The organism is Sporosarcina sp. GW1-11, from assembly GCF_033088395.1.
In the GTDB taxonomy this organism is placed as follows: domain Bacteria; phylum Bacillota; class Bacilli; order Bacillales_A; family Planococcaceae; genus Sporosarcina.
Window position 1 is genome coordinate 86,624 of record NZ_JAPMIW010000007.1, and the last position, 12,726, is coordinate 99,349.

Annotated in this window: 14 protein-coding genes; 1 reads left to right on the forward strand and 13 read right to left on the reverse strand. The window is 41.4% G+C overall.

What is annotated here, in order from left to right:
• The 3 genes from dnaG to ccpN form a co-directional block, all read right to left on the reverse strand.
• A partial coding sequence (gene dnaG / locus ORD22_RS06635) for a DNA primase (RefSeq protein WP_317645175.1) occupies positions 1–1,310 on the reverse strand: 1,310 nt, incomplete at its 3' end.
• A 191-nt stretch (positions 1,311–1,501) separates the two neighbouring features.
• A complete protein-coding gene (locus ORD22_RS06640) occupies positions 1,502–2,320 on the reverse strand; it encodes a pyruvate, water dikinase regulatory protein (RefSeq protein WP_317645142.1) in 819 nt (272 codons plus the stop codon).
• 11 nt (positions 2,321–2,331) lie between these two features.
• Positions 2,332–2,970: a transcriptional regulator CcpN gene (gene ccpN / locus ORD22_RS06645; protein ID WP_317645143.1), complete on the reverse strand. Its 639-nt coding sequence runs from the start codon at positions 2,968–2,970 to the stop codon at positions 2,332–2,334.
• 312 nt (positions 2,971–3,282) lie between these two features.
• Here ccpN and ORD22_RS06650 point away from each other — a divergent pair, with 312 nt between their 5' ends.
• Entirely contained in the window at positions 3,283–4,662 is a 1,380-nt protein-coding gene (locus ORD22_RS06650) for a glycine--tRNA ligase (RefSeq protein ID WP_317645144.1), read from the forward strand.
• A 22-nt stretch (positions 4,663–4,684) separates the two neighbouring features.
• On the opposite strand, the gene recO is transcribed toward ORD22_RS06650, so the two are convergent.
• From recO to ORD22_RS06700, 10 genes are all read right to left on the reverse strand, one after another.
• Positions 4,685–5,467: a DNA repair protein RecO gene (gene recO, locus ORD22_RS06655; protein WP_317645145.1), complete on the reverse strand. Its 783-nt coding sequence runs from the start codon at positions 5,465–5,467 to the stop codon at positions 4,685–4,687.
• A 35-nt stretch (positions 5,468–5,502) separates the two neighbouring features.
• Positions 5,503–6,417 carry a GTPase Era gene (gene era, locus ORD22_RS06660; protein WP_317645146.1) on the reverse strand — a complete coding sequence of 305 codons (915 nt, stop codon included), beginning with the start codon at positions 6,415–6,417 and terminating at the stop codon, positions 5,503–5,505.
• Positions 6,401–6,811: a cytidine deaminase gene (locus ORD22_RS06665; RefSeq protein ID WP_317645147.1), complete on the reverse strand. Its 411-nt coding sequence runs from the start codon at positions 6,809–6,811 to the stop codon at positions 6,401–6,403. The genes era and ORD22_RS06665 overlap by 17 nt, the downstream gene beginning before the upstream one ends.
• A 28-nt stretch (positions 6,812–6,839) precedes the next feature.
• Positions 6,840–7,190, reverse strand: coding sequence for a diacylglycerol kinase family protein (locus tag ORD22_RS06670; protein ID WP_317645148.1), 351 nt, complete (start codon positions 7,188–7,190; stop codon positions 6,840–6,842).
• A 4-nt stretch (positions 7,191–7,194) separates the two neighbouring features.
• On the reverse strand, positions 7,195–7,668 hold the full coding sequence (ybeY, locus tag ORD22_RS06675) for an rRNA maturation RNase YbeY (RefSeq protein WP_317645149.1): 474 nt from the start codon (positions 7,666–7,668) through the stop codon (positions 7,195–7,197).
• A gap of 17 nt (positions 7,669–7,685) precedes the next feature.
• A complete protein-coding gene (locus tag ORD22_RS06680) occupies positions 7,686–9,800 on the reverse strand; it encodes an HD family phosphohydrolase (RefSeq protein ID WP_317645150.1) in 2,115 nt (704 codons plus the stop codon).
• A gap of 66 nt (positions 9,801–9,866) precedes the next feature.
• Complete coding sequence (locus tag ORD22_RS06685) at positions 9,867–10,829, reverse strand: PhoH family protein (RefSeq protein ID WP_317645151.1); 963 nt, start codon at positions 10,827–10,829, stop codon at positions 9,867–9,869.
• Positions 10,830–10,834: 5 nt separating this feature from the next.
• Complete coding sequence (locus ORD22_RS06690; RefSeq protein WP_317645152.1) at positions 10,835–11,926, reverse strand: sporulation protein YqfD; 1,092 nt, start codon at positions 11,924–11,926, stop codon at positions 10,835–10,837.
• Positions 11,916–12,173 carry a YabP/YqfC family sporulation protein gene (locus ORD22_RS06695; protein ID WP_317645153.1) on the reverse strand — a complete coding sequence of 86 codons (258 nt, stop codon included), beginning with the start codon at positions 12,171–12,173 and terminating at the stop codon, positions 11,916–11,918. The genes ORD22_RS06690 and ORD22_RS06695 overlap by 11 nt, the downstream gene beginning before the upstream one ends.
• Positions 12,174–12,220: 47 nt before the next feature.
• A complete protein-coding gene (locus tag ORD22_RS06700) occupies positions 12,221–12,721 on the reverse strand; it encodes a hypothetical protein (RefSeq protein WP_317645154.1) in 501 nt (166 codons plus the stop codon).
• Positions 12,722–12,726: the final 5 nt, after the last annotated feature.

Below are 12,726 nucleotides of genomic sequence, written 5' to 3' on the forward strand. Positions count from 1 at the left end.
GTCTTTTTCGCGATCGCCTTGGTAAACTCCTGCCCAAGCGACTCTTTTGAAGCGTGTGTTTCACTGTGGAGTTGTTGTATAAGTAAATCTTTCTCAATAGGTGAACAACGGTGTGCGAGCTCACTAAATACTTCATGAACGTATTGCTTAATATCATGATCAATCGTTAAATTCTTATCTCTTCTATAATAAGCTGCAACAAAAGAGTTATATGAAAGCGGCTGATCAAGAATCTTCTCTATAAACGCTTCGGCTCCGTGCTCTGTAATATAATCGTCAGGATCCATTCGATCGGGTAAAGTGGCTATGAGTACATCCATTCCACTATCCATCAAGCTATCGGCAAATCGTTTGGCAGCCCCCCAGCCAGCAGAATCACCGTCACAGCAAATGACGACTTTTTTTGCCATTCGTTTTAGCTTCACAATATGATGTCCGGATAACGCGGTACCCATGACAGCTACCGTGTTCCCTATACCCCCTCGATCTGCGGCAATCGTATCCATGAAACCTTCGAATAATACTACTTTACCCGTTTTCCGAACATTAAGACGTGCACGATGAAAATTAAACAAAACTTTGCTCTTTTCAAAGATGGGTGTTTCAGGACTGTTGATATATTTGGCGTCAGAAGTCGAATCCTCCAGTCTTCTTCCGGAGAACGCAATCGTGACACCATTATCATCTTGAATAGGAAACATAATTCTACCCCTGAAACGGTCGAAATAACCCGATCCATCTTCTTTTTGAAAGCAAAGTCCTGCGGTTTCCATTTCTTTCAGATCAAAACCTTGTCTTTTGAGTAGTGCTGCTAGTGCATCTGATTGAACAGGAGACCATCCTATCTCATATTGTTCGATTTGATCACGCGTAAATCCTCTTTTTTCTAGGTATTCTAATGCTTTTTCGCCTTCTATGGTGTTTAAGAGCAAATGGCTATAAAAATTGGCGGCCAACGTATAGGCTTTCAGCATTTGCTGATTGGATGAAGTCTTCGTCGTTGGTTCACTTTGCGAAGCCTCTAATTCCATTCCCATCCTGCCACCGAGTTGAATGATGGCGTCAACAAACGTACGGTTTTCCATATCCATCATAAAGGTAATGGCATTGCCGCTTGCTCCACAACCAAAGCAATGAAATAATTGCTTGTCTTCAGAGACAGAGAAAGAAGGACTACTCTCTTCATGGAACGGACAAAGTCCAAACCAGTTCTTACCTCTTTTAGCTAGTTGAACATATTCACTGATTAAATCGACAATGTCGGTTCCTGTACGGATTTCTTCAATTGTCTCGTCAGATATTCTTGTCATTCTATCACCATTTCTACTCTATATACCTACATTCGATGCTTTTCCCAAAAAACCTTCTTTATCGACAGGATTCGCTGTGTTTTTTCGCGGTTAGTATGAACAATGTGTTACAAAGAAATGAGAAGACTAGCTGAAAACAGGAACACTTCCAAAGAAAGACGCGCAGAAAAAAGAAGACCCAACTATCATGTTCAGTTGGCCTTCCTTGCTGTAAGTGTTTTGAGAATCATATTAGCGGTTTCTTCCACTGCGCGATTCGTCACATCGATGACATCGCAACCGATTCTAGTTGTCATGTCCTTGCAATAGTCTATCTCTTGTTGAATACGTGCTATTTTCGCATAGTTCGCATCATCTTTCAAGCCTAACGTCTCCAAACGTGCTTTCCGTATCGAATGCAATTGCTCGACGGAACTATATAATCCAAAACATCGACTCGGATCAATAGAAAATAATTCTGCTGGAGGTTCCACCTCTGGTACAAGCGGAACATTCGCAACTTTATATCCTTTATTCGCTAGAAATTGTGACAATGGGGTTTTAGAAGTTCTAGAGATGCCAATCAATACAATATCCGCTTCAAGAACTCCTTTGGGATCCCTTCCATCATCATAGCGCACCGCAAATTCGATGGCCTCAATCTTTTTGAAATATTCATCATCCAACTTACGTACGAGACCCGGCTCTTCAAAAGGTGATTGCTCTAACTGGTTTCCAATCTTCTCCATTAATGGACCAAGCAAATCAACGCACTCCACTGCCAATTCTTCGCAAAGTATATGCAATTGTTCTCTCATATTACTTTTGACCAATGTAAAAACAATTAGCGCTTTCTGTTGCTTTGCCAAGAACACAATTTCTTCTAACTGCGAAACTTCTTCAATATAAGAAAATCTTTTTATAGAAACCGTTTCCAAATCATGTCGAAATTGACTCGCGGCAGCCTTCGTTACGAGGCCCGCAGTTTCTCCAACAGAATCTGAGACGATAAATAATGTAAATCTCGCCATACAGTCACCCCTCATAAATCGTGATCTTCCGCCAATGAAAGAAATGCGGCTGTAATATTTGTTTTAGTAATCCGGCCAATCACTTCAAGCCCACCTTTTTTCTCATGGACAATCGGCAATGAATCGACTTGGCTTTCCATCATCTTCTTGGCTACAGAAATAAGTGTATCCTGCTTCTTACAATACATAATGTTCGGCATTCTGGTCATAATAACATGCACAGGAATTTTATCTAATTCCGTGCTTCCGATGCTTGTTCGCAATAAATCCTTACGCGATAGGACGCCAGTTAAAAAGGATTGCTGGTCTACAACGAATAACGTTCCTACATCTTCCAAAAACAGCTGGCAGATTGCATCATAGACTGAAAGGTTTTCCGTAATCACGACAGGTCTTGATTGAAAATCAGCCGCTGTCATATCTACCATACCGTCTGCAACCGATTGGATAGGTTTTTTGCCAGAATAGAAATAACCTACACGCGGACGCGCATCTAAAAAGCCCGCCATCGTTAGAATCGCCAAATCCGGGCGAATCGTCGCGCGCGCCAAACGTAAACGCACTGCAATTTGTTCTCCCGTAATGGGTCCATTTTCTTTGACGATATCAAGGATTTCATTCTGACGTGTATTTAATTCCAAACATGTCACCGCCTTCAGACTTCAAAGTAGTATTTACTGTCTAATTATATATCAAGATGCTCGCTATTGCGAAGAAAGGAGAAGCATGCTAAACTAATTTTGAATGAAGTAAACGAAGAATGGTTAATAAGTAGTGTAAAACGAAGCGAACAGGGATAGTGAAAGCCTGTACTACACGAAAACGGCGGCCGGGAGTTGAAACATTCGTTATGAAAGTGGGTTGAAAAACCAATCGGGGTGGAACCGCGGGTCATCATGCACTCGTCCCCGGACATGATTATGTCCGGAGACGAGTGCTTATTTTAATTGGAGGCGTTTAGAATGTTATCTATGGAACAAGTAGTAAATCTTTCAAAACAACGAGGTTTTGTATTCCCAGGGTCTGATATTTATGGTGGATTGGCCAACACATGGGATTACGGTCCATTAGGTGTCGAGCTTAAAAATAACATCAAGCGTGCTTGGTGGCAGAAATTCATTCAAGAATCACCTTATAACGTAGGACTCGATTCTGCTATTTTAATGAACCCGAAAGTATGGGAAGCATCTGGTCATATCGGTAACTTCAATGACCCAATGATCGACTGTAAAAAATGTAAGACACGTCATCGTGCTGATAAACTAATCGAAGAAGCATTAGATGCAAAAGGAATTGAATTGGTCGTTGACGGCCTACCATTTGAAAAAATGTTCGAATTAATCCAGGAGCACAACATTGTTTGTCCGACATGTGATGCAATGGATTACACAGAAATCCGTCAGTTCAACTTGATGTTCAAAACGAGCCAAGGTGTAACGGATTCATCCGCTAACCAAATCTTCCTTCGTCCAGAAACGGCACAAGGGATCTTCGTGAACTTTAAAAACGTTCAACGTTCTATGAGAAGAAAAGTTCCATTTGGTATTGCACAAGTAGGAAAAAGCTTCCGGAACGAAATCACACCGGGTAACTTTACGTTCCGTACACGTGAATTTGAACAAATGGAACTTGAATTTTTCTGTAAACCAGGTGAAGATGAGAAATGGTACGAGTATTGGCGCGATCAGTCCAAGAACCTATTATTGAATCTTGGATTGAAAGAAGATAATATCCGCCTTCGTGAGCACAATGAAGACGAGCTATCTCACTACTCTAAAGGTACTGTTGATATCGAATATAAATTCCCATTTGGTTGGGGCGAGCTTTGGGGTATCGCTAACCGTACGGACTTCGATTTGACGCGTCATATGGAATATTCAGGCGAAGACTTCCATTATCAAGACCCTGTCACGAATGAAAAGTATGTACCGTACTGTATCGAACCTTCAGTAGGTGCAGACCGCGTAACATTGGCATTCCTTTGCGACGCATTTGATACGGAAGAGTTGGAAGATGGAGATACACGTACCGTATTACGTTTCCATCCTGCACTTGCACCGATTAAAGCAGCAGTTTTGCCATTGTCTAAGAAATTAGCTGATGATGCAACAAAAGTATACGCAGAATTAGCGAAGCATTTCCCAGTACAGTATGATGATTCCCAATCCATTGGTCGTCGTTACCGTCGTCAAGATGAAATCGGAACACCATTCTGTATCACATTCGACTTTGATTCATTGGAAGATCAGCAAGTGACAGTTCGTCACCGTGATTCTATGGAACAAGAGCGTATGCCGATTGCTGACGTAACTGCTTATATCCAAAAACACCTACAGTTCTAATATGAAAACCCCGGAAGTGAAGTTAGCCTTCTTCTTCCGGGGTTTCTTTTCGTTTCTGTAATTCTGGCGTACGTTCTAGTTGTTCAATAAACTTTCGTGATTTTAAGTAAATCCCAGTTTGCTCCTGATAAATCGTCGACACGATCTTTTGCATAAACGTTTTCGTAGTTTTCTTCAACGTCAACTTGCCGATTTGGTCTAACGGAACATTATAAAACATCCGAATCAATTTAATTTGTGTAGGCGATAGACGAATGATGTACGGATCAATTGAGAAACAACGATGACAGAGGAAACCGATTTGCTGGAAGGAAAATGAAAATTCGCCTTCCGTTGCGCCGCAGTTTGCACATTCATGAAGGATTGGATGAATACCAGCGACCGGCAACATTTTCCATTGAACAAACAGCGAAATTGCTTCTGCATCATATTCTTCTTCCATCGCACGGAATGATTCATCAAGCAATCTGAAGATCCCTACATTTGGCTTGTCCGACTCTGTTAACCGATCGATCAATTCAACGACTAAACCGGCATAAGCTGTCGTTTCGAGGTCAGAACGGATGTGGCGAACACTGCTTATTAGCTCCCCTTGCTCAAGTGACCCCATCCCTCTACTCGCTCGCACGAGGAAAAATCCATGTGTGAACGTTTGAGTAATGGCTGCCAGTCGGCTTGCAGGCTTTTTCGCACCCCTAGCCATCGCCGTGATTTTTCCAGCTTCTTTTGAATAGATTGTGACGATTTTATTTGATTCTCCGTACGGTATGCTTTTAATGATAAACCCTTCAATCTTGTTTAACAAAGCACTCTTCCCTTCACCATGGATAGATGAAGATGTTAATAATCTTCCTCATTGAATCCAAATTCTTTTAAGCGACTTGGACGGTTACGCCAGTCTTTCTGAACTTTGACCCATAATTCTAGATAAACTTTATGGCCAAGTAACATTTCGATATCTTTTCTTGCTTTTACGCCGACTTCCTTCAGCAATTTACCACCTTTACCGATAACGATTCCTTTTTGTGAATCACGCTCTACGATAATCGTTGCACGAATATGTGTTTTATCGGTGGCAGGATCTTGCTCAATACTTTCAATAGTGACCGCAATGGAGTGCGGAATTTCTTCACGCGTCGTGTGCAAGACTTTTTCACGAATCATTTCAGAAATGATGAAGCGTTCTGGATGATCCGTTACTTGCTCCGCGTCGTAAAACTGTGGACCTTCTTCTAAGTAGCTTTCTAATGTTTCCACGAGGCGTTCGATATTATTACCGTTCAATGCCGAAATTGGAACTACTTCAGCGAATTTCATTTCATTTGAATACGAAGTGATAATCTCGAATAATTCATCGGGATGAACTAAGTCAATTTTATTGATGACGAGGAATACCGGTGTTTCAGATTTTTCTAGCCATTCCATAATAAAACGATCGCCTGTACCGATTTTTTCATCTGCATTGACCATGAACATAATAACGTCAACTTCACTCAACGTACTACGAGTAACTTTTAACATGAAATCACCGAGACGATGCTTCGGTTTGTGGACACCTGGTGTATCGATGAAAATCATTTGAGACGTTTCACTTGTGACAATTCCTTGCACTTTGTTTCGTGTCGTTTGTGGCTTGTCGCTCATGATTGCAATTTTTTGACCAACCATACGATTGATGAACGTTGATTTCCCTACGTTCGGACGTCCGATGATTGAAATAAAGCCTGATTTAAAAGGTTTATCTTTCTTCTGCATAGTCTAAATCCTCCTTGGAAAAAGCACCTGGTAATAATTTTTCAACAGTCGTCTCTTGTACGTCACCTTTAAGGTTTGTTAAATAAACGGGCATCGTTGGCGCACAAAACTCAACAATGACTTGACGGCAAGCCCCGCATGGTGCAATTGGCCCGTCCGTGTCACCAATAACCGTAAGCGATTTAAAAGTTTTCACACCTTCAGAAACTGCCTTAAAAATCGCTGTCCGCTCTGCACAGTTTGATAGTCCATAGGAAGAATTCTCAATATTACATCCATGATAGATTGTACCATCTTCCGCTTCTAACGCTGCCCCCACTGGGAACTTGGAGTATGGAACATAGGCATTCTGCATGGCGATTTTTGCTTCATTCAATAGTTGTTCATTCGTCATCTAGTTCAACTCCAATTTATAACATCTATTACCCAAACCATTTTGGCAAGAAAATCACGCAACCAATAACGGCACTGGCTATTGCGAAAATTAACACTGAGCCAGCTGCGATATCTTTTGCTTTTTTCGCTAGCGGATGGAAGTCAAGCGTCACTAAATCCACCACATATTCAACCGCCGTATTCATTAATTCAAGGGCCATCACCCCGCCCATCAAAAGAATAATGATACACCATTCCGAAACGGAAAGACCTGTCAGTATGCCGGCAACAATTACGATGATTGCGGAAATCGCATGTGATTTCATATTTCGTCCATTAGCAAAGCCGTCTGCAATACCCGTCCACGCATAGACGAACGATTTGAAAAAAATTTTCATCAGATCACCGCCGTTCCAAACCATATGAAGTTAGAATTTCTGTTTGTCTTCCAAACATTTCCTTTTCTTGTTCCTCGTCCAAATGATCGTATCCAAGTAGATGAAGGAAACCATGTAGAGCCAAAAATCCAAGTTCCCGCTCGAATGTATGATTATACTCTGTTGCTTGGCGCTTTGCTGTGTCAATCGAGATAATAATATCGCCGAGAACGACTGGCATATCACGTTCTTGAACAATAGCTACTTCTCCTTCAGATAACTCCTCTAGTGCAAAGGAAATCACATCTGTCGGCTGATCTTTACCTCTATATTCCGCATTCACTTCTTGGATTGCCGCATCATCCATAAACGTAATGGATAATTCATAAAGCCCTTCCAACTCTTCCATTTTCGCCGCATGGTTCAATAGATTCGTTATCAAAGTTTCTGAACTTTGATCAACTGCTTCTGTTTCATCTTCAAAATAAAAGTCTATCATCACGCTCGCACTCCTTTTTAATCGGGATATTCAATTCGATTATGGAAAATCCCATTTAATGTTTCGCAAATAACTTTTTTCACCCGCTTAATCTCTTTCATCGATAGATCACATTCATCAAACTGATCATCTTCCACTTTCATGCGAACAATGGATTCAACGAGTGTAGCAATTTTTTCAGGTGTCGGATCTTTCATGGAACGTACAGCCGCTTCCACGCTGTCCGCAATCATAATGACCGCAATTTCTTTCGTTTGCGGCTTCGGACCAGGATACCTAAATTGTTGCTGTTGTACTTCGGGATCTTGTTCTTTAGCTTTGACATAGAAGAACTTCAAAATACTCGTTCCGTGATGCTGTCTCGCGATGTCGATTAGTTCAGCGGGCATATGATGCTCCTCTAAAATTTTTGCACCATCTTCTGCGTGTGCAATTATAATATCACGACTCTTTTCCGGTGTCAGTGTATCATGTAAACTCCGGTTACCATGCTGATTTTCAATGAAGAAACCTGGATGAATCGTTTTGCCAATATCATGATAATAACTACCTACACGGGCAAGTAGTCCATTGGCACCGATCGACTCACATGCAACGTCCGCCAAATTCGCAACCATAATACTATGGTGATATGTACCGGGTGTCTCAACTAATATTTTCTTTAACAGCGGATGATTTGGATTCGACAATTCAACGAGTCGCATATTCGAAAGCAATTGAAAGCTAGACTCGAAAAAAGGTAGAAGTCCCATCGTCAACGCACCCGACAACACACCTGACGCAATAGCTGCCAGAGCGTAAAAGGTCAGTTCAGTCATCGTATAACTCGTCTGTGTCATAAGCAAATAGAATATGATAAACATAATATTCGAAAACGCAACACCCAAGCTCGTCTGTAATATCGTCGAACGTCGACCATGCTCATGCAGTAAGTATATACTGACAATCCCGCCAAATAAGATATACAGCGCGACTTCCATCTGCATGATTGTTGCCAAACCTTCTTGCAACATGATCCCCGCAGTTGCTGCCGTGATGATTGTAGCTAGCACAGCTGCCCGTTCATTGATCAATAATTTAACGAGCATTGGAACGAGTGCTGTTGGAAATAAAAACGCAATGAGCACATCGAATTCATCATCGATATAGCTAACGATTTTCATGAGGATCACAGCCATAAATAAGATGACATAAAAAATGATCAATGCTTTCTTTTTAAATGGGTCCGACTTTTTTGAATTCATGAAGTGAGTTGTAATTAAACTAGAGATAAACAAGACAAATAGTACAATGCCAAGTGTTGGTTTAATGGACGATTGATTCGTTAAAACGCCAGAAATCTTCAATTGCTGATAAATGTCACGATCAATCAGCTGACCTTCTCTGACCAGGACTTGCCCTTGCAAAATACGAATCGGTTCAACAGATGCACGTGCATCCTTTTTGTTTTTCACAGTGAGCTGTTTGTCCACCACTTCCGTCTCTACAATTGCTGTGCGACCAATCGTCAATGCTACGTCCAGTAAATCATTCGGCAGTGTATTCGTTTGGCGGATTCTGCGCTCGACTTCATAACGATGCATCGAAAGCTGATCTTGTTTGAATGGCTTGGCTAATTCTCCGCCAACCGCAAGCAATAATAGCTCATGCAGATTATCCAAATCTTTCTGCTCGGCTGCTAGAAGTTGTTTCAATTGAGCATCTGACAATACGTAAAAAGAATCCTCTTTCTCCATCCCTTTTAGTTTCGTTCGTAATTTCGTCAATTTCTCATTTACTGTGATGGTTTGATCTTTTTTCGTTTCGACATTCACATCACTAACCGCTGTGAAAATCGAGCTAATGATCGCTTGTCTGTTTTTCATTATATCTTCCGAGTAACGATAGGCTGTCGGAACCGCTTGCTCTGCTCGGATGCGTTCGAGTTCCGTCTTATCAGCGTCTTCTATCGTCTTTGGTGAGCGAATGGTTTTTGGTGAAATTTCATACACAGAGATTTCATATGTTTCATTTTGATTGCTTCCATACATTAGGAAGAACAACAGAACACTAGACACTGCGACGACAAGGAGTAAAACAACTATAAATTTCACGTCTCGCAGTTGTGAACACAATCTTTTTAAAGCTGCCATGAACATGCCTCCCTCCTCTGCCAGCCACCTACTATGTATTTTTTTAGTTCATGAAAAAAGCAGTCATTAGTGCGATGACTGCTCTTTTTCGTATGCATCAATGATTTTCGCGACGATTGGATGTCGTACGACGTCACCTTGCTCTAGATAATTAAACTGAATATCTTGTACGTTTTTCAATATATGCTCTGCCACAATCAATCCTGATTCTATGCCACGCGGTAAGTCGATTTGCGTTTTGTCACCTGTGATGACCATTTTGGAGCCGAATCCTAATCGCGTTAAAAACATTTTCATTTGAGCTTTTGTTGTGTTTTGTGCTTCATCCAAAATGACAAATGCATCATCTAATGTACGGCCCCGCATATACGCTAGCGGTGCGATTTCGATGACACCACGTTCCATTAGGCGGTCAGTATGTTCTGATCCAAGTATATCATGAAGCGCATCATAAAGCGGACGTAAATAAGGATCGACTTTCTCTTTTAAGTCACCAGGAAGGAAACCTAAACTCTCCCCTGCTTCTACAGCAGGACGAGTTAAGACAATTCGCTTAACAGAGCCGGATTTCATCGCTTGCACAGCCATAACAACTGCGAGATACGTTTTTCCTGTTCCGGCAGGTCCAATACAGAAAACAAGATCTCTTGAACGTATCGCCTGCACGTACTCGCGCTGTCCGATTGTCTTGGCACGAATAACTTTGCCTTTTGTGTTGCGTGCAATTTCTTCATCATACAATGTGGCAAAATATTCGATGGTGCTGTTTTTCGCCATTTCAATTGCTGTGGCAACATCCCGCAAATTAATGTTTATACCTTTGCGGATGACTTTTAGTAATTGTTCTAGTAACGCTTTTGCTGCTTCAGCCTGTTCTTCTTCTCCAGTAATTGAAACGTTCTCGCCTCTCGTACGGATCGAGACACTCAATTCTTCTTCGATCAAATTCATGTTTTGATCGGAAATACCAAGAAGCATAACCGCTTCGTTTGGTTCTTCAATATGCAGTTGAATGGTTTGTTCGCTCAATATATTCAGTCTCCTTGAGTTATCGGTCGTTTTTCAGCAATGTTCTCATTAATTAAAAATAGTATAGTCCCCTTCACTTTATCATTAGTGAACGATACATGTAAAACATTTTCTTCTTTAATTATGCGCTTATTCGCCTTCTTTGACAATAGATCATACTTTAATAGCGGTAGAATGACTGTCTCTTCCATCCCTTTCTCGAGTCGTACCGTATGCATCGGATCTACACGCGTTTTATTGAAAAGAATGGGATTCCTTAAACGCATAGTTCCTGCTGCGTTTTTGAGCCACGGTGTTCGCCAATCGATGTGCACTTCTTCTTCCCCTTGAATGAAATACGTGACCGTCCGCGGTAATTCAAAATGGTATTCTAACCAGTAATCCGCGAATACTTCTCCATCTGCTCCAACTACTGTTGTCTTCTCACCTTGTTCCAGAATTCCCGTTGCGAGCATATCTCCTTTCTTGACGGTCTGATGAATTATGCTAGCACGTTCACCTCTCGTTAAAGCGAAGTGAGTAATGACACCACCTGTTTTAGCGACTAGATGGGAGGGCGTTTTCTTCACCTCTTCTTTGGTTTCAGCAGACAGTGGAGCGAGCATAGGGGAAACGATAAAAGAAGTACCTGTCTGCGTAAAACGGATCCAGGACAAAGATGATTCATCTTGCATCAGCAGTCTACGAATTTCATCTTCTTCAGGCAACCTAGATAAGAGGGCTGGAACTTTAATATCCGCTTTTTTTAGTTTCATTTCAATCCGCTCCGCTACTTCAGGCACATCACTTTCAACTTTAATGTCCCACAGAAACAGCGATGCACTAAGAGGAATGATGCAACCAATAATAAATAACCAAGAAGAAAACAAACGATACTCTACCGAATCACTGCCTACACGCGAAATCTTCACTTGTACTCGATACTTCCTTCTAAATCGTCGAATCTTTTCTATACCCTTGCGATCCGTTTCGAAATATACCGATGTCCCCGCCACATAGACATGCTGAATTTTGACTTGTTCTGCCTGCAACTTCCCAAGAAATGCGGATGCCCTACCTACATTGGTCAATTGAACTTCAAAGCGCTTATGACTCATACAAACGTTCCTCAGCGGGTTTATGTCGTATCGTCACTTCTGTAAGTTCTGTAATCGATATGTGGGCATGTTGTTCAGTCAGTTCAAGGACTAATACGTCTTCACCTTTGATGCTTAGGGCATAGTCATCTGTTTGAAAAGTTATGGATTGTTCAGTTAAGGCCGTTATTTGATAATAGCCCGTTATCCGTAATGAATTGAATTCATCTAATATAATAGATGGATGAAGTGCGAATAATTTTTTCACGAAAAAACCCCCTAACTCATCCTATGATGAGTTTGGGGGTTGCATGATTACCGTTTAGCTTTTGGTGGACCTAAAATTTCGGAATAGACAATTCCTTGCAAAACTTGTTTTGAAGTTTTTGGAATCAAGTCTTCTTGCAGAATCCGTGAATCGTCCACTACTACAGTTGACCTCTCCGAATGGAGTCTACCTCTGCTTGGTTGACGCTCGGAACGTTCCGCACGCGCTGGAGAAGCTGGTTTAGCCGGTCGTTGTTGCTGTGGTTTAGGCTGCGACGGATAAAATACTTCCGTTTGCGGTGCTTGTTGTTTAGGTTCTTCTATTTCTGTCTGCAAGTCCTTGAACTCTTTCTGAATATCTTCGAACAAATCTCTTGAAAGATCTTTTAGTGAACGAGGTTTATTCGTACGTTCTGGTTCTACTTTTTTCGTTTGTGTATGAATCGGTCGTTGCTCGCTCATCGGCTTCTGCTCTTCGGGATTTTTCTTCTTTTTACCGAATAGCGAACTGAGTGCCAGCATGACGATCAATATAATGAGTTGTTCCATTATGC

Excerpts from the sequence above, each read along its gene's own strand:
- era (WP_317645146.1), bottom strand. The coding sequence starts at position 6,417 with ATGCAGAAGAAAGATAAACCTTTTAAATCAGGCTTTATTTCAATCATC.
- ybeY (WP_317645149.1), bottom strand. The coding sequence starts at position 7,668 with ATGATAGACTTTTATTTTGAAGATGAAACAGAAGCAGTTGATCAAAGT.
- ORD22_RS06650 (WP_317645144.1), top strand. The coding sequence starts at position 3,283 with ATGTTATCTATGGAACAAGTAGTAAATCTTTCAAAACAACGAGGTTTT.
- ORD22_RS06665 (WP_317645147.1), bottom strand. The coding sequence starts at position 6,811 with ATGACGAATGAACAACTATTGAATGAAGCAAAAATCGCCATGCAGAAT.
- ORD22_RS06680 (WP_317645150.1), bottom strand. The coding sequence starts at position 9,800 with ATGGCAGCTTTAAAAAGATTGTGTTCACAACTGCGAGACGTGAAATTT.
- ORD22_RS06700 (WP_317645154.1), bottom strand. The coding sequence starts at position 12,721 with ATGGAACAACTCATTATATTGATCGTCATGCTGGCACTCAGTTCGCTA.
- ORD22_RS06670 (WP_317645148.1), bottom strand. The coding sequence starts at position 7,190 with ATGAAAATTTTTTTCAAATCGTTCGTCTATGCGTGGACGGGTATTGCA.
- ORD22_RS06690 (WP_317645152.1), bottom strand. The coding sequence starts at position 11,926 with ATGAGTCATAAGCGCTTTGAAGTTCAATTGACCAATGTAGGTAGGGCA.
- ORD22_RS06640 (WP_317645142.1), bottom strand. The coding sequence starts at position 2,320 with ATGGCGAGATTTACATTATTTATCGTCTCAGATTCTGTTGGAGAAACT.